Origin of the sequence: Pseudomonas sp. B22129, assembly GCF_044218875.1 — a bacterium.
Lineage (GTDB): Bacteria > Pseudomonadota > Gammaproteobacteria > Pseudomonadales > Pseudomonadaceae > Aquipseudomonas.
The window spans coordinates 6,029,216-6,044,153 of sequence record NZ_CP162592.1 but is presented as its reverse complement, the minus strand read 5'-3'; the positions used below and the strand labels follow the sequence as shown (position 1 = coordinate 6,044,153).

The following is a 14,938-nucleotide window of genomic DNA, read 5'->3' as shown; positions in this document are numbered from 1 at the left end:
CGAGATGGACCGCTCCTTTAATTTTTCTCCAATCGTTAGCACCAGGGGATATTTTCTAAAGCGCGGCCGAGCCGCTATGCTAGCGGGGCATTCAGATGTTGAATGCCTCAGTCAGACCAAAAATCAAGCCAAGGTGTGTTTTTTATGACGTTAATTCGGCTGGCAACAACGTGACGTTGCAGCGATTGGCCGATCTGCTCGTAGATGTGGCAGCCCTTTCAGGAGAAGATTTTTCTGGGGCGGGGGTAATCGTGATGGAGGACGATGCCATTCTACCTGCATTCCCTATGCGTGTTAACGCGACAGTAAATAGTACGTTGGATACTGCACATCTATTGGCGGAGATATCACATGCTGATAACGATTTACATGATGGTTTTCATGTTTTGAGCGCTGATCTAAAGATTATTTTATTAGCGCAGTATTTCTCTCCTCCGATCCCTTCAGGTGTTTTGCCAAATCGAAGCCGCGCGTTCGGAGGGCGCTATTTAGCAGCTCTATTTGGCTCGTGTCTGCCAGGTGTAATATTTACTGGCGTTTCCACACCGAGGCTGGGAGTGGCCGTGTTTGAGAAAGGCAATGAGGTTTTTTTTCAAGGAGTGTAAATGTTTTCTACTTTGTCTCCGTTAAAAGCAATGGTTTTGGTTGCTAAGATATATGCGGCTTTCGTTACATTATTGGTTTTTATTTTGTTTCTCTGTGGTGTCGAGGTTACGCTTCAGCAAGCTCTCAGGGTCGTGGGAGGTGGAGCGGTAGTGCTAGAGGTTTCACTGTTCGTACTTGGTAGTTTTCTGTGGAGAAAATTGTGGGGGCTCTTTCCAGTTCTTAATGACTGGGTCTTTCCTGATTTGAATGGTATGTGGGATATGGATATTGCTTACGTGTGGGATGGCACAGAGGGCTCGGCAAAAGCAGTTGCGACGATCAAGCAAAGCTTGTTTTCAGTAAGTATGGAGGTTCACTCTGAAAGTTCCGACTCCGAAACGCTTGCAGTGAAAACTATCAAGGATATTAACTCGGCGCGTCCTGTTCTTTATTATTTCTATAGAGTAGTTCCTAAGGTTTCAAAAGGTGTGGTTGGAAGTGGCTATGAGGGGGCTTCCATTCTAAAGCTTTATGGTCATGAAGGTGATATATTGAGGGGTAATTATTTTACAAGTAATAACAGTCAGGGACGTTTTTCGTTGGCAAAAAGGTAGCGGATGTTCTTTTTCGATTTTTGAACTTTCTTGAAAGTCGAAGTGGCTAGCTGGCAGATAATTGCAAGCGTCACCTGCCTGTTAGTTCGGAGTACAGATTTCCGCCGATTTTTTCAGTTCTCTACAGCATCCAAATTCAAGCCCCTGGATAACTAGCAGCATCGGCCATCTACATCGATAGGACTCTGACTAATAGGTGTATCCTTGATTGATTATCTCCAGTGCATCTTTGACGAATGCGTGCCCGGACTCGCTTGGCGCGAATTGCAGTGGCGTGAGTCCACCCAACTCGGTTTTTGGGTGGTTCAGCCAGCGTCGCTTTTGTTTGTTGTCAAAAAAATTCTCCGTTCGACGCTGAAGAGGCCCGACATCATTTATGTTTATAGAAAATCGGGCCGCGGCAGACATAAGCCGCCTGGACGGCTTATGTTTTGAACTGTCAAACTCTGTTCAACTACTCCAGTGTCTCCTCGCGGCGTCTTCTGCTGATTTCACTGCGAATTCTGATTTCTTCCTGGAACTGACGTTCCTGTTTGCGTTTTTCTTCGTCTTTGTCTTCAAGGGCGTTATGCAATGGCGGGCAATAGATCCATCGTTTTTCGTAGGTGTCATCGTGCAACGAATGGAATGCCATGATGGCTAAACCAGATAGGCTTAGCCAAATGTGTGTAGTCGTTGAAAAGTATGTAATGCTCATCTGGGCCAAGGTCTGCGCTTGGGGTGAGCTAGGTAGGCAGCAATTCAGTATGAGAAAGCACAGTGCACAAAATGCAAAAAAATCGACTCTTCGTTGGTTCATTTGCTCTTGGTTTCGAATCGTGTCATAGGCGTTATAGAGCTGAATGAGGAAGTCGCTTTGTGTTTTGTGTGCTTCCTCTCGCAGCTCCCATGGACGTACACGGTCACGTTCGCGTCTTTTTGGCCCTGTATAGTGTATAGGCTCATTGTCCGGTTCGATCTTCTGCTTCAACCAAAGAAGGAAAGTATAGATCGTGGGGATATAGAGTTGGATCGATGCTATGTATAAAAAAGGAAGAATCATTGAAGCCAAACCTGAAAAGACCAGGAAGGTCAGAATCAAGTGGATTCCAACGGTTGAAGTGCTCAGGTTCGAAGTGCCGAGTTCAAAGAGTCCGGTGTGGTGAAAACGTACTAGCGAAGCGTCGAAGAGCACAACGAAACTAAATGTGAGAAAAAAGAACTGTGGCTTGACCGCTTTTTCAACTAGGGAAAATAATTCTTCTTTCGTAAGCTCTACTGATCCAGACATGAGATGACCTATTCGCTTGTTTAAGATTCGATACTTTTGAATTGTTTTGACGAGATTATTAGTTGATTTTTTCTTTCCTGATTTCTCGGATTTTTTGACTGGAAAATTCGATACCAGCAGATCATTTCTCCTAGGTTGAATGCTGTTTCCGCAAGCAGAGGGGCAACCTGCCATGCCCCTTTGGGTAGTGCCTTATAGGTACTGCATTGTGGATATTAAGAGCGCCGCGCTGGTAGGTGGACACCATCGACTTAAGCGGTGATGTTAGGAAGGTGAGTTGCCCGGGCGGTTATGGTCAAACGGAACGATTTTCTGCGTAGGAGAAATCTTTCCAAAATACAGATAGATGCCTGTGAACAGACTTACATTGCCGTCGAAAATTGTATCGTACTTGATTTCAATCCCGACACTGGATGTCGAAGCGTTGAGAAAGTAATTGTTTGCGAGGTGATGTTTATGGGCAAATTTTTCTTTCACTTCATCTGGTATGTTTGGTGATGTGCCTGAGCCCATAAACTCATAATCATTCGGAAATTTATTTTTCGAAAGTTTCAGTAGTTCGGAAAGGGGGGCTACGGGGATTTTTATTTCTCCTTGTGCAGGTACGCTAAGGCGGCTTAATGTTGATTTTGATATTGCCTGGCTCGGTGTGAAAGCGAGCCCGCGAGAAGACTTTTCACCAGGTCTGACGGGCTCTAATAATTGAATCCTTAACTTTTCTGCAGGTAGCTTGCTGACGTTGCTTAATGTGAGTGTCAGATACTCCTCAGCATCCACTGCCCACATCTCCATTTGGGCAGTGGATAGTTTTACCTCGGTTGGATTTGTGACCTCCAAAAAACGTGCGATTTTCGTGACTGCATCAGCCATACCCTTAATTGCCGAAAGATTTGTACAGTAAGTAGGCTGAATGTTAGGTGCCTCACCATTCACTATGTTCACAACGACGTTACAATCTCCACTGATTATTTGCTTGTTTTCAGAGGCTGGATTGGCAGCTATAACCGGCGCAATCCAGGCAAAGATAGTCGCAATAATGCCGCATAGAATCCGAGAGATCATTTGGTTTTTCCAACTTGGTTTGTAATCGTGTTGTGGGAGCCGTTCACAATCTGCATATTATTGGATTGAACAGCGCTCAGGTCCGGTCCCTCTATTGGTTTTACTGTCGACTCTTGCTTCTCCGGCACAGAAGGAGTATGTGGGATGGATAAAGGCTCTTGAATGCTCTTATAAGCTGCGACTACAATAACAAAAGCAGCAATCGTCAGAAAGCAAAAAAACACTTGGTGGGCGATCTTTATATTTTGTCGATTATTAGTTATTAAGAAAAAAGCTATGAGCGAGACTAGCAGCACAACGAATCCAATCAGGACGTTGGGTTTCTCTAGGTAGGGAACCCATGACTCCCACTTGATGTTGTTCAATTTAAACTCCGGTATTGTTAGGTTGAAGTTTGGAGAGTGTTTTCCTGTGCAGGTTAGCGGCCAGTCGGACAAAAACATTAATTAATGGAGTGCGTTACATGTAAGGCGCCGATCATTGCGTTAATGGGATATTACTGAAATTTATGTTTTTTCGACTTTAAGAAAAGGATTGTCTGCCGGTAGAGGTGCAGTTTCGAACAATGCTGCTGATTTTTCTAGAAAGTAGCCTTTGAGTTTGGCCTTTCTCCGAGGACCTTCAACTTGGCAAGTCCAGATGTTCAAACCGTCGTCTCGCTTTCTGTGGACTTTCAGTTTCTCAAACTGCTTCTGCACCCAGCGCCATTCTTCAATTTCTAGATCGGCCCCCTGTGAGATACCAGGAAACTCATGGACGTAGCGTTGGAAAAGGCCAGGTGTGACCAGTAATACGCTGCCACTTACCGTGTGAATTTTGGCCTTGCTGTCATTGATGATCAGTTTGTGGCTCTGGATGCCCTCCTTGACCCAATTCAGAAATGCCTGGCCAGGGTTATCCGAAGGGAGGGTTGAAGTTTCGAGAGCACTTTCTGACGGTGCATCACTGGCCTCAGGCTCTTCCAACTCGAACATTTCCAGCAGCGTGCCGAGGTAGTCGGCATTCTCCCTCGTCATGGGATCTGGCTGCGATGGGCTTTGAGTTGACTTTGTATTGGCAGCCTTGGGGGCTGGTGGTGATACCGGAGCGTTCTGCTGATTGTCATCGAGTGCCACGCTCACTGTTCCAGTGAAAGCCTCAGGGCGGTCTTCGCTTCCCCAAATCAACGCCGGTTGAAGTCGCAGAAAGGTGAAGCTCTGCTGCCAGTCTCCCTGTACCACGAGCGCAGTCCAGATGGCTTTGCCTTCTGGGGTGGACTCAACCAAACCATGCGACTGGAGTTCGTCGAACACGGCAATGTTGGATGAGGGAATGCCCTCTATCGCTTGCGACAGCAGATAGGCCCGTAGCTTGTCCGTGACCGTCTTGCTGACCAGCCAGAGTGCGTCCTGGGTCAGCCATCCCGCGGCACCCGGCTGGTTAAGTTTCAGCTCGTGCTGAACCAGATGACGTAGTCCGCTGATCAAGTGATGTTGCAGCGAATGAGTTGGTGCTTGCAGCGCCTTGCTCGGGTTACCGCCAATGTTCTGCGCAGTGGAAACGCGGTCGGCTTGAATGACCAGCTCACCCAGTACGCCGGCACGTTCGTATTGGCCGGCCAGGACATACAGCAGGCTGGCCCAAAGTGGCGGAAACCCACTGAGCCAATCGAGGATTGGGCGCTCGAGAATTTGGGTGTAAAACAAGCCTGCGGCGGCAGCGTGCAAGTGGTAATCACGACCCTTGATGTAACGAAAACGGTAGGGCTGATCCAGGGAGCCCTGCCAAGGATGCCAAACACGGCCATCCTGGCGTTCGACCAGCAGGTCCACGGCGATCTTGCCGATGTCATGCAGCAGGGCGCCATAGGCGATGCCAGCGGACCAGGCGTCAGTCTGGGCGGCCTGGTCTTCGGGCGCAGCGCCGGTGGGAAGCAGATACGACTGACGCAGTTTCAAACTGCAGGCGACCAGTTCCAGTCCATGGTCGAGCATGCCGCCGAGATAAGCATGGTGGTGCGTCTCGCTGGCCGGGAGTTGCTGGACTTGTTCGGCGTAGCGATGGATCGGATTTAAATAGAGCTGGGTGAATTGGACGTGGGAGAGGGCGGTGTATTGCCAGATGCGATCGAGCAACTGGCGGCGGTGTTCCGCTGCTAACAAACTGTGGGCCGACTCAATGGGCAGGTAACCGTCGGCGACGCTCACGGTCGGTGGTGGAGGGGGCTTTTGCCTTTTGCGGCGAAACAGACTGAGCATTGTGGCCTCCGGGAATTGGCTGGGTCGGTGGCCTTTTAGCCTTTTTGGATAGCGCTCTTACCCTTGAGTCCCCATTCCCTTCCAACCCTTACCCGTCCTTTTGGCTTGGGTCCCTTTGTGCGGCAATCGGAATATCGATTTGCGCTGGTGCCATTTTGTTGGAGGTGAGTGCTGGTACGGCCAAGGAAAGAGTCGGTACACTGCGTGTGCGAATTTTCTCGGGTCTTGCTATGAACCTCACTGACGCCACGCTCGTACTGCTGCTCGCGGCACGTATCCATGGGACCGACGAAGCCGTCAGGGCCTCGGCGAAGAGCGTGGTCAAGAAGTTGCCGCGCAGTAAGCGTGATCTGATCTACCAGGTGATCGACAGCCGGAGACCACTTGAGTTGGTTGGGTTTCTAGCGGAAAACCTGGATGACTGACCACAATCTGTTCGGGGCGTTCAGCTCTCGAAATGGCTCTCGGTGGCGAGAGTGAGTTGTCCACGAAATGCGTGGGTATGTCTGTGGATAAAGCTCGGCATGCCGCGGAGCACACTGATTGCGATGGAGTGATTATTAATTGAGCGATAGCGCTCATGATGGCTGATGGCATGCGATCCCGACATCGAAGAACGTCTCCCAAGGGCGCGAGGTCTCTCTGCTAATGTGTCATCGCCGAGTAGAAAAAGGCCCAACTCGTGTCGGGCCCTGTGAAGCATTTGATGCGGTGAGTTTAAGAGTTGCTCACGATTAAACGTTGGCGCTTCTGCTCGGCGGGCTCCTCCAATACTGCTTGCTCCAATTGTTGCTTCAGATTGAGTACATACTCTGACGCGGCTCTAGCTTGGCCACTGGCACGAAAGATTGCGCGCTTGTCAGCCTTGAGCAGGCCGAGCGACGAGTCGATGTAGCCCTCGTGCCGCAGCTCTCCCTGTATACCGGTGTAGGCGCATAAAAAAGCAGCGCCCATTTCGGCAATCAACTCCTCAAACGCGTAGCCTGGCGAGCCGAACGGACAGGCTGACGTTACGCCTTCGCGCTGCAACCGCGAGTGGTGTCCGGTCCAGTGCGTCAGCTCGTGCAGTGCGGTGGCGTAGTACCCGCCTTCATCGTGAAATTGTGCTTTTGTCGGCAGTTGGATGAGATCCCTGATCGGGTGGTAAAAGGCTTCGTCGGCCGGCCGATGAACGATGCGTGCACCTGAACTCAGCAGCAGATTTTCCGCAACGCTGTTGGCCTGGAAGGGATCGGTCAATTCCGTTTCGAGCAGGGTTTCATTGAGCGCTTCGAGCCCCTCCGTTTGCTCGATGTTGAACAGAAAATGCGTCCTGAGAAGGCCAAAGTGAGCAACCTTGGACTGACCGTTTTCATCCAGTACTGGCTGGCCTGACTCGGTCTGTTCCTCGCGCTCCATCGGCTTGTAGAGCACTGCCAGGGCGCTGTGCTCACCCTTACGAATGTGCCCACCGGCCTTTTTGGCTTGGTTGAAGGTCAGCCAACGATCTTGAGTGAACCCCTGTAATCTGGCCTCAGCCCAGAGCAACGGTAAATTGATACCCGAATACGGACGACGCGTGATGGCGTTAATGGGGTAAGGTTGATGATGACGGACGTCAGCTGAGCCACTTGAGGACCAGGGTTTGATCCAGGGAGTTACGCCTTGGTCCAAGGCGGTAACGATCTTGTCAGTCACGTCTTGGTAGATATCGTGCATGGCATTTCCTCGAGAGAAAACGGAGGAACGCCTTGCCCGTCGGGGAGGGTTCCCCGGTTGGGTGAAGGGTGGATTGATGCAGGTCTTGCCTGCTGTCCGAATTTGAATTTGAGCGCCAAGTTCGGTTATGTGCGTTTTGCGTTGGCCTCTCCTGCAAGTGCTATCAGCAAGGCGCCAGGCTGACCCGGTTCTTGGAGTAGGCTGAGACTCAATTGCAGCAACAGGTCTTGGTCTGAGTGATCCGTTGATTGAATGTGGACTACCTCGAACGGCACATAGGGCTCGCGTGGAGAGGCCAGGTGAGCCTCGAAGGCTGCGCGCAATACGTGGCTCAACTGATCGACCTGCAGCGTCTCAGGATGATCTGAGCGCTCGAGTAGTACTGCGCGTTGCCACGCGCCAGGCGTGAACACAACGGGCAACCTTAGGGTGTTCAGTGCTTCCGGCGTAAGTGAATCGGACATGGTGTGCCTCCGTTGAAAACGCGAAGAAACCTGTCCCGTGCGGGGAAAGATTTCCCCGCAGTGGGTTGCAAAAAAACAAGAAGGTTTGCCTGGCGAGCAGAGCTCGAAAGGCGCTCAGGAGAGCAAGTAGGCGTTCATCACCGTCGAAACGGTCACCGTGCGAGCCACCGAACGCTAATCGCACTTGGGGAGAACCATCACCGAAGTGATGTAGCCTTGAAGGCTCTGGCTACCTGGGAAGGTGCTGTCGATAACAGCGATCCGTACCTTGTATTTAGCTGGACGATTTATATGGGTCAATCACTGTAGAGAAGCTGTTTCACGGGGCTTGTCTTCTGTCTTCCAGTGAAGATTTTTCGGCTGGGCAAACTGATAAACGGTCAGGCACGGACAGATTTCAGTAGTAGGCTGTTACTCCTGTCTCAACCATGACAACGCTCAGACGAGGGCGAGAGCATGCCGACTCAGCAACCTGTTCGGAATTCACGTGCCCACTACTGGGTATACGCCTGTGGCATGTCGGTAAAGCGTGGTTACCGTAGGTTAAAAACGTTTGAGTCCTGCGTGGCTGAGCGTGTGGTAACGGCAGGTATACCCGCAGGTAAATTACTGGTTCGCGGGAGCTTTCTGACTGCCAAGTTGGCGTTGGTTGGTGGGCTGCTCTTTATCGGTTTCTGGCTGGTCGCTTCTGTTGTGGTGATGATCGCTGTGATTGCTCTTCTGCAGTCCAAGGCTGTCATCGACACGGATTTTGAAAAGGATAATCCAGGTCCGGACTATCTTGGTGCTAGCTCCTATCTTGGCAACTACGATGACAATGGCCACTACATAGGTCATTTCAAATCATCTGATGACGTCAGATGAGTTTCTTCGTAGCACCCATCAACTGATCTGTTCCTTTGCCCGCTGCACCATGCGCGGCTTTGCTTGCACCACCTAACATCCCCTCAAGGCTGTTGCCGATTGAGTAGCCTGCCCAGCTCATGGCGACCAAAAACAGTCCAGGGAGCACCAAGAACATCGCCCCCATCACATACTCGATCACCTGCGTCGTGACGGTTCCATCCATGAGGCCGGATGTGGGCACCGATAACAGCACCTGATTGGAAGCCGAAACCTGGTTGTACAAGGTGTCGAGCATGCTGGAGTCGACCCAGCGGGCCAGTTCCCACCAGAAGGTGAGCATGTGCAGCGTGAACAGCGCGAACGTCACGGTCATGATGGTCTTCAGCTGGTAGGTACTGACCAGCAGGACCAGCGGCAAGCTGATGATCACGCCCATGATCAAGAAAGCCTGCACCATCGGCAGCGCTGCACGTAGCGCATTCATTGCCGGGAAGTTGCTGAAGGAGCCGAGGGCCAATCCGGTATTGGTGGCCAGGTTATTAAGCCCCTGATTGACCGAGCCGCCACGAGCGCTGGAGCCATAGTCCTGATACACCTGTCCGGGCGACATGGACATCGATTGCTGGCGCGGGCTGACCAGCTCGCGCAAGGTGGCATCCTCGATCTCGTTGCTCGAACGGCCAGTCAACCAACCTTTCAGCTGAGTCAGCAACGAGGGATCAACTTGCTCGATTAAGCGTTCGCGTAACCCGACACCGCTATCATTCCACCACTGCTTGCAGGTGGGGTAGCCCGCGCCATTCTCTAATCGAGGCAGAGAGACATCGCGATTTTCATCATACGGCCAACTGACTCGCGGTGTGCGTGAGCGATCGGTGTCGTAATAGCCGGGCGTGTCGAGAAAATAGCTGGAGCCGATCCAGGAGGCGTCGTGACTTTGCGCCTTGTCCAGCTGCGGGCGATTGGTAAACAATCTAGATCGGGAATAGCCGTAGCAGTCGCGGGTGAAGTCGGCGACTTCCTGCAGCAGTACCTGATTGTTGATGCGCGAACTGTCGATCTCCATACGCATCTGCCGGATATCCGGTGCACAGGGGATGGAGGCAGTAGCCGCGGCAGTCACCCCTTTGCTCAAGGCATGCACCAGAAACCACCAGATCGGTACATTAGCGGAGCGTTCGCCGATGGTATTGAAGGTGGTTCCCCAGGCTGTTTCTGCTGGCTTGGCCACACTCACGCCGCAGCGCTGGCTCGCCGCATCTTCGAACGCCATTGAGGCGAGGCTCAGCGGAAAGACCGGCGCGCAGCCGAACAAGACGACGATGTAGGCCAGCCACAGCCGGTTCTCGATCCTCGGCACCGAGAGCAGTCCCTTGTTGCCCTCATCCGCACCTTGCTGACGGGCAGACAACCATTCCTGCAAGATAATTGCACCAAAGGGCGCGGCGAATAGCCCTGTGTCGGACAGGACGCTCCAGAGGCCGTTGTTGATGATCCAGGCTAGGAGAGAGAGGTAAAACTCCAGGTAGCTGTTGGTGCTCATGAGCATGGTGGTGACCTCACAGTCGGGTGAGTTCGACACAGGTAAAGAGCACGAGCCCTAATGCCCCGATACGTTTCATGCGCCGTCGATCCTGTGGTCGATGTCGGTAGCGCCGAAGCAGATCCCACCAGAGCACAAAGAGGGCGGCGTAGAGCAGGGCGCGCCACCACTGCAGATAAGGCCGTGCGGATTCGAAAGCCTGCTGCCAGACCTCAAAGCTACCCAGCGCAGTGCGGCCGATCCAGGCGACCAGTGCGGCGGTCAGGATCATCAGTGCTGCAATCCCCAGACCTGAAAGCAGAGTGAATAGCGGTGAGCGTTTCATGACTCACTTGCGCCTGGCGTCAGCATCATTGAGTCGGCCCGGCTCAGGGTCGCCTTGCTCGACGGTGCGCGAAGCATCGGCACCACCGGCATGCCGATCGAGCACCAGGCTGGCAGTGTTGGTAGCGAGCATCTGCCGGACCTGCAGTTCGGTTTGTAGCAGGCGTATTTCGCGCTCCAAGGCGTCGATATTTTTCGTCAAGGCGGTCTGAGCCGGCTCGGCGGAAGCGATGTTCGGTTCGTGACTGCCCGCCAGCAGCGTACGCAATAGCAGCAGGGCCTTGTCGAGTACGCTAGACATGGCCGTTTCACTGGCCAGTCGTCGTGCTAGGAGTTCCTGGTCGGGATCGTCGCGCAGGGCTTCGATCACACCACGGGTCACCGGCAGCATCGGGCTGGAGGCTTTAGTCAGCTTGTCAGGGGTTGGTGGTAGAGCGCCCGACAGCAGTCCTTGCAGGGCCTTGAGATGTTCGCTGTAGGCCTCCTGGATCAGCGGCGTTAGCCCACTGCCAGCGGTAGCACGTAGGGTTTCGCAGGCGTCGCAGGTCGCGACTTCGCTCTCGCCCAACACCCGAACGGCCCATTCGGATTCCTCCTGGGGCGAGGTCCATGTCTGGCAAATAGCCCCACCCAGACAATCATTGCTACTGATCGAGGCGCTGTCATCCACCGAACGGTTATGCAGCAGGTTATAACCCGCGCGCACCACGTCGGCGGTCACCCGAATGGGCGTCTGCCCGCTGCCTCCAGCCTTGGAACCGCCGATCCAGGACACTCCATTGTTGCCGTTATGAGTCTCGGTGTTTTTCACCGCGGCCACTGCATCACCGCCGGTTTGCTCCAGATTGCCCTGCATCTCCTGGTTTTTGGCCAACGCGCCCCAACCGGCTTGGCCGACTTTGTCGGCCATCTTTTCGGCCATGGCCTGGCAGGTCAGCTTGGAGCGGTCGAAGTCGATACGCCCCTGCATCACCCCGTTACTGAGTAACTCATAGAGGCCGGGGTTGGCACGCTGGATGATCAACGCCGGCAGCGACATCACCGCTTGGGTCGCGTTCTGCACGATGCTGCCCATGATCTGCTGAAAACCTTCGGTGGCGCCGTTCAGCTGGTTTTGCAGGGTGTTGGTGAGGCTCATATTGCCGCACATCATGTTTGCTCGCCAGGCCCCGCCGACGCCGAGACCGCTGGGTCGGTAGAGCGAGCTGGGTGAGCCCACTGCCGAACCGCCGCCGATGGTGTACATCACCCGGTCGTCGAGCACTTCGCCCTGCGTGCCCAGACGGTAATTGTCCTCGGCAGCGTGGGCATGCGTGGCCATGGCGAGCAGTCCGTAGAGCAACAGACTCATTACACCCAACCTGGGCCGCGCGCGAGGCTGACTCATGAAGCACCGCCTTCGAAGTCGATGCTAAACAGAAATGTCTGCCCCTCGCGTTTGCAGCAGCTGTAGGGCCGCCACAGCGACCAGGCGTAGCCGCCATCCGCGCTCTGTACCGGATCGCTGGGGAAGATGGCACACGTGGACTGAACCTGAGGGAAGAGTAATTGCCATTTGTGGGTCGACGCGTCGTTTTCAACGATCGGGCCAGGCGGCCAGTAGCCGTCGCCTTTCGCGGGCGTGAGCGGTAAGTACACATGCGGCTGTCCGTTACGGGTAATCACATCGCCGGCCCGTTGTGTCATGACAGCGGCCGCCTTGAAGTCGTCGGGCTGTACCAGAAAGCCTTGCCGGGGATAAAGGTTCCCCCACATGTTTCCCGAAGCCTGCCGACCGATTTCACGGATCCCCGGCATGAGCGACTCGGGGTAAAGACTTTCCGGTATGCCATGGCGCCAGGCCAGCGAGTCCAGGGTGCTAAGGTAGTAGGGCATGAACGCAGTTGCACCGCTGGCGCAGGCATAGCCAGATTGAGAAGCCAATTGCGTGGCGGCCCAGCCACCGGGGTGGCCGATGCCATCGACGTTTTTGAAACGAGGCAGGTTGTCGCGGTGGGTGTTTGGGGTGATCAGGTTGCCGCCACCCTCCGCGCCGCTGATGGGAGCGGAGAGTGTAGCCATCTCGGTCCAGGGGTTGTTGCCGGTGGTGGCGTAGCTCGTGACCACCAGCTCAGGAATGAAATGACGAACCTTGGTCGAGGTCTTGATTGAGCAGCCGAAGGGCGTGCAGAGCAGCCAGAAACAAATGCCGACGACCCTGTAGGCGAGGCAGTTTGGCGAAAGCACGGAGGAGATGATGCTAGGGGTGTCCATCGCCATGCTTGGGCCACACGCCAGCAGGATACCCAGGGCCAAGGGCCGTAGCTTCGTAGGCGGGATTGACGAGCAGTCAACAGGCATGATCCAGGTACTCAATGTATGGCCTGGGCAGGTTCGGTTACGGACTGAAGACTGTCAGTGGAAATTATGAAGGCGGATCTATCGGATTTGTGAGACGTGAGACTATTATTTGACGTGAAGGACGCTTCGTAGGATGTCGGGTTCTACAAGTAGCTGATCTGTGGTGATTTCGAGAATATTGGCGAGCTTGCACAGGACCATCAGCGACGGATTGCCCGTGCATCGTTCGATTTGACTGACGTAGGTGCGATCGACCTCGGCCATGAGCGCCAGCTGCTCTTGGGTAAGGTTTTTCACGCGTCGCATCAAGCGGATGTTTTCCGCCAGTTGCAGACGCAGCTGTTCGTAGTCTTGAGTCATGCGCGCAAATTGCGCCTTGAGGGACTCTCAATCCACGGGATATAGTCTACATTGGTATTGATCTAGGCCATTTGATGCTGATGTCTGTTATCGAGCGTTCATTTTGTTTCGTTATGATTTCCAGATTGGGTCCAGCGTCTAACAATAAAATCAGCAATCTAGGGTGTGTATGGACGAAAACTACATTTCAATTCCCGCGGCGGATGGTTGCCCGAGTCTTCTGACACCTTGGGGCAGCGAGTTTGCCCCGATGATCGAACGTGGCGTGCAATGCGCCCAGGCTTGGCTTGATACGCCCGGCGAGATACCCCTGTGGTGGGAGCTGGCGCAAACCCGCAAGACGTTTCCTGTTGGCGACTGCCAGGATGCGTTTGAAGCCGGATTCCTGTTGAGGATTCAGCAGCGGCTTCAGAGCGTGTCACATTAAAAACTCTTGAAAGGTATGGTTCCAGACGCCATTCCTCTAGAATGGAGTCGACAGAACCAGCCTTTGCCCTGTTACCAACAGGTTCACGTAGCTAAGATTCTGATTAAGTGCAAATTCTGCACGCTCTGAGAACGTGGAGCGCGATATGAAAGCCAAACGAGTGTCGAGTGACGAAGTGTTGAGTGATGACCTGGTGAGCAGGCTGGAGAATAAGATCCCGGTCATGGCTGAAGGCGCCATCAATACCGCCTATATCAACGCGCTGGCTGCTGGCCGTAGCGTGATGGAAGTCGTGAACGGCATGCTTGTTGAAACGACTGCCGACGGTAAGCACAAGGTCATTCGGGTGGCTAAACCCAAGCACAAAGTGACGCAGGGTGGTGTCATCAAGGTGCGCCGCTGCTCATGATTGTCCCTCGCTTGAGGGTCTTTGCTGGACCCAACGGCTCCGGCAAGAGCACGATGAAAAGTGCCATCCCTTCCCACTTGATCGGCATATATATTAACCCGGATGAAATCGAGAAGGCTGCCAAAGAGAGCGGCCGTCTGGAGTTCAGTGATTTTCAACTGGAAGCTGAGAGTGATGAAATCCTCGGTTTCATTCGAGAGCATCGGCTGGTCAGGTCCGCCAGGCTCGATGAGGAGGCGGCCAAAATAGGCTTTAGCGGCAACGGCCTGAATTTTCAGGCGGTCGCGATGAACTCCTATTTTGCCTCCGTGCTCTCCGACTTCATTCGGAACAAGCTCCTCGAAGAGCAACTGTCTTTCACCTTCGAGACGGTGATGTCCAGCGAAGACAAAGTCGCTTTTATGCTCAAGGCGAGAGCGTCGGGGTACCGAACCTACCTCTACTTCGTGGCAACTGAAGACCCAGACATCAATATCAACAGGGTCAAGAACCGTGTTGCGGCAGGTGGACACCCAGTTCCCACCGAGAAAATTGTCCAGCGCTACGCCCGTTGCTTGAACCTGTTGCCTGCGGCTATTGCCGCTTCGAACCGGGCCTACATCTTCGATAACTCCGGTGCCGATCTGGTGCTGCTGGCCGAAGTTACGGATGGAACTGACCTTGAATTCAAGGTTGATGAGGTTCCTGACTGGTTCATGGATGCCTACGTTGAAAAGGTGTCCAATGGCTAGCTGCTGGATAGGCTAGAGCGGTGTGCTA

At 53.5% G+C, this 14,938-nt stretch carries 19 protein-coding genes; 7 read left to right on the top strand and 12 right to left on the bottom strand.

All coding sequences use genetic code 11. The annotated features are described in order from the left end of the window. Nucleotides 1-95: 95 nt before the first annotated feature. A complete protein-coding gene (locus tag AB4P94_RS27425) occupies nucleotides 96-605 on the top strand; it encodes a hypothetical protein (RefSeq protein WP_130886752.1) in 510 nt (169 codons plus the stop codon). After that, entirely contained in the window at nucleotides 606-1,199 is a 594-nt protein-coding gene (locus AB4P94_RS27420) for a hypothetical protein (protein WP_016973566.1), read from the top strand. A 189-nt stretch (nucleotides 1,200-1,388) separates the two neighbouring features. Here the strand turns inward: AB4P94_RS27420 and AB4P94_RS27415 are convergent, their stop codons facing one another. From AB4P94_RS27415 to mobH, 5 genes are all read right to left on the bottom strand, one after another. Beyond that, nucleotides 1,389-1,607 carry an antitoxin Xre/MbcA/ParS toxin-binding domain-containing protein gene (locus AB4P94_RS27415; protein ID WP_218166706.1) on the bottom strand — a complete coding sequence of 73 codons (219 nt, stop codon included), beginning with the start codon at nucleotides 1,605-1,607 and terminating at the stop codon, nucleotides 1,389-1,391. A 46-nt stretch (nucleotides 1,608-1,653) separates the two neighbouring features. After that, nucleotides 1,654-2,469, bottom strand: a complete 816-nt coding sequence (locus AB4P94_RS27410; protein WP_016973565.1) for a hypothetical protein — start codon at nucleotides 2,467-2,469, stop codon at nucleotides 1,654-1,656. A 264-nt stretch (nucleotides 2,470-2,733) separates the two neighbouring features. Then, nucleotides 2,734-3,531: a hypothetical protein gene (locus AB4P94_RS27405; protein ID WP_016973564.1), complete on the bottom strand. Its 798-nt coding sequence runs from the start codon at nucleotides 3,529-3,531 to the stop codon at nucleotides 2,734-2,736. Then, nucleotides 3,528-3,896, bottom strand: a complete 369-nt coding sequence (locus AB4P94_RS27400; protein WP_016973563.1) for a hypothetical protein — start codon at nucleotides 3,894-3,896, stop codon at nucleotides 3,528-3,530. The genes AB4P94_RS27405 and AB4P94_RS27400 overlap by 4 nt, the downstream gene beginning before the upstream one ends. Before the next feature lie 141 nt (nucleotides 3,897-4,037). Next, a complete protein-coding gene (mobH, locus tag AB4P94_RS27395) occupies nucleotides 4,038-5,768 on the bottom strand; it encodes a MobH family relaxase (RefSeq protein WP_016973562.1) in 1,731 nt (576 codons plus the stop codon). A gap of 230 nt (nucleotides 5,769-5,998) precedes the next feature. Between mobH and AB4P94_RS27390 the strand changes: the two genes are divergently transcribed. Then, a complete protein-coding gene (locus tag AB4P94_RS27390) occupies nucleotides 5,999-6,193 on the top strand; it encodes a hypothetical protein (protein WP_031320307.1) in 195 nt (64 codons plus the stop codon). A 292-nt stretch (nucleotides 6,194-6,485) separates the two neighbouring features. Here AB4P94_RS27390 and AB4P94_RS27385 read toward each other — a convergent pair whose 3' ends face one another. Beyond that, complete coding sequence (locus AB4P94_RS27385) at nucleotides 6,486-7,466, bottom strand: ArdC family protein (RefSeq protein WP_080520658.1); 981 nt, start codon at nucleotides 7,464-7,466, stop codon at nucleotides 6,486-6,488. Nucleotides 7,467-7,591: 125 nt separating this feature from the next. Then, entirely contained in the window at nucleotides 7,592-7,930 is a 339-nt protein-coding gene (locus AB4P94_RS27380) for a hypothetical protein (protein ID WP_016973560.1), read from the bottom strand. A gap of 456 nt (nucleotides 7,931-8,386) precedes the next feature. On the opposite strand from AB4P94_RS27380, the gene AB4P94_RS27375 reads away from it, so the two are divergent. Then, complete coding sequence (locus AB4P94_RS27375) at nucleotides 8,387-8,794, top strand: DUF3742 family protein (protein WP_081493190.1); 408 nt, start codon at nucleotides 8,387-8,389, stop codon at nucleotides 8,792-8,794. On the opposite strand, the gene AB4P94_RS27370 is transcribed toward AB4P94_RS27375, so the two are convergent. From AB4P94_RS27370 to AB4P94_RS27350, 5 genes are all read right to left on the bottom strand, one after another. Continuing rightward, nucleotides 8,787-10,325: a conjugal transfer protein TraG N-terminal domain-containing protein gene (locus AB4P94_RS27370; protein ID WP_016973558.1), complete on the bottom strand. Its 1,539-nt coding sequence runs from the start codon at nucleotides 10,323-10,325 to the stop codon at nucleotides 8,787-8,789. The genes AB4P94_RS27375 and AB4P94_RS27370 overlap by 8 nt on opposite strands. Before the next feature lie 10 nt (nucleotides 10,326-10,335). Beyond that, entirely contained in the window at nucleotides 10,336-10,644 is a 309-nt protein-coding gene (locus AB4P94_RS27365) for a hypothetical protein (RefSeq protein WP_016973557.1), read from the bottom strand. A gap of 3 nt (nucleotides 10,645-10,647) precedes the next feature. Continuing rightward, a complete protein-coding gene (locus AB4P94_RS27360) occupies nucleotides 10,648-12,030 on the bottom strand; it encodes an integrating conjugative element protein (RefSeq protein WP_031320306.1) in 1,383 nt (460 codons plus the stop codon). Next, a complete protein-coding gene (locus tag AB4P94_RS27355; RefSeq protein ID WP_031320304.1) occupies nucleotides 12,027-12,983 on the bottom strand; it encodes a TIGR03756 family integrating conjugative element protein in 957 nt (318 codons plus the stop codon). Before AB4P94_RS27355 ends, AB4P94_RS27360 begins: the two co-directional genes overlap by 4 nt. Nucleotides 12,984-13,088: 105 nt before the next feature. Beyond that, complete coding sequence (locus tag AB4P94_RS27350; RefSeq protein WP_016973554.1) at nucleotides 13,089-13,343, bottom strand: helix-turn-helix domain-containing protein; 255 nt, start codon at nucleotides 13,341-13,343, stop codon at nucleotides 13,089-13,091. A gap of 169 nt (nucleotides 13,344-13,512) precedes the next feature. Between AB4P94_RS27350 and AB4P94_RS27345 the strand changes: the two genes are divergently transcribed. The 3 genes from AB4P94_RS27345 (at nucleotide 13,513) to AB4P94_RS27335 (ending at nucleotide 14,910) form a co-directional block, all read left to right on the top strand. Beyond that, entirely contained in the window at nucleotides 13,513-13,770 is a 258-nt protein-coding gene (locus AB4P94_RS27345) for a LasR-specific antiactivator QslA (protein WP_016973553.1), read from the top strand. A 145-nt stretch (nucleotides 13,771-13,915) separates the two neighbouring features. Beyond that, nucleotides 13,916-14,179, top strand: a complete 264-nt coding sequence (locus tag AB4P94_RS27340) for a hypothetical protein (RefSeq protein ID WP_016973552.1) — start codon at nucleotides 13,916-13,918, stop codon at nucleotides 14,177-14,179. Continuing rightward, complete coding sequence (locus tag AB4P94_RS27335) at nucleotides 14,176-14,910, top strand: zeta toxin family protein (RefSeq protein ID WP_016973551.1); 735 nt, start codon at nucleotides 14,176-14,178, stop codon at nucleotides 14,908-14,910. Before AB4P94_RS27340 ends, AB4P94_RS27335 begins: the two co-directional genes overlap by 4 nt. Nucleotides 14,911-14,938: the final 28 nt, after the last annotated feature.

Coding starts and splice junctions, on each gene's coding strand:
- AB4P94_RS27425 (WP_130886752.1), top strand. CDS start 96: ATGTTGAATGCCTCAGTCAGACCAAAAATCAAGCCAAGGTGTGTTTTT.
- AB4P94_RS27420 (WP_016973566.1), top strand. CDS start 606: ATGTTTTCTACTTTGTCTCCGTTAAAAGCAATGGTTTTGGTTGCTAAG.
- AB4P94_RS27415 (WP_218166706.1), bottom strand. CDS start 1,607: ATGTCTGCCGCGGCCCGATTTTCTATAAACATAAATGATGTCGGGCCT.
- AB4P94_RS27410 (WP_016973565.1), bottom strand. CDS start 2,469: ATGTCTGGATCAGTAGAGCTTACGAAAGAAGAATTATTTTCCCTAGTT.
- AB4P94_RS27405 (WP_016973564.1), bottom strand. CDS start 3,531: ATGATCTCTCGGATTCTATGCGGCATTATTGCGACTATCTTTGCCTGG.
- mobH (WP_016973562.1), bottom strand. CDS start 5,768: ATGCTCAGTCTGTTTCGCCGCAAAAGGCAAAAGCCCCCTCCACCACCG.
- AB4P94_RS27390 (WP_031320307.1), top strand. CDS start 5,999: ATGAACCTCACTGACGCCACGCTCGTACTGCTGCTCGCGGCACGTATC.
- AB4P94_RS27385 (WP_080520658.1), bottom strand. CDS start 7,466: ATGCACGATATCTACCAAGACGTGACTGACAAGATCGTTACCGCCTTG.
- AB4P94_RS27380 (WP_016973560.1), bottom strand. CDS start 7,930: ATGTCCGATTCACTTACGCCGGAAGCACTGAACACCCTAAGGTTGCCC.
- AB4P94_RS27375 (WP_081493190.1), top strand. CDS start 8,387: ATGCCGACTCAGCAACCTGTTCGGAATTCACGTGCCCACTACTGGGTA.
- AB4P94_RS27370 (WP_016973558.1), bottom strand. CDS start 10,325: ATGCTCATGAGCACCAACAGCTACCTGGAGTTTTACCTCTCTCTCCTA.
- AB4P94_RS27365 (WP_016973557.1), bottom strand. CDS start 10,644: ATGAAACGCTCACCGCTATTCACTCTGCTTTCAGGTCTGGGGATTGCA.
- AB4P94_RS27360 (WP_031320306.1), bottom strand. CDS start 12,030: ATGAGTCAGCCTCGCGCGCGGCCCAGGTTGGGTGTAATGAGTCTGTTG.
- AB4P94_RS27355 (WP_031320304.1), bottom strand. CDS start 12,983: ATGCCTGTTGACTGCTCGTCAATCCCGCCTACGAAGCTACGGCCCTTG.
- AB4P94_RS27350 (WP_016973554.1), bottom strand. CDS start 13,343: ATGACTCAAGACTACGAACAGCTGCGTCTGCAACTGGCGGAAAACATC.
- AB4P94_RS27345 (WP_016973553.1), top strand. CDS start 13,513: ATGGACGAAAACTACATTTCAATTCCCGCGGCGGATGGTTGCCCGAGT.
- AB4P94_RS27340 (WP_016973552.1), top strand. CDS start 13,916: ATGAAAGCCAAACGAGTGTCGAGTGACGAAGTGTTGAGTGATGACCTG.
- AB4P94_RS27335 (WP_016973551.1), top strand. CDS start 14,176: ATGATTGTCCCTCGCTTGAGGGTCTTTGCTGGACCCAACGGCTCCGGC.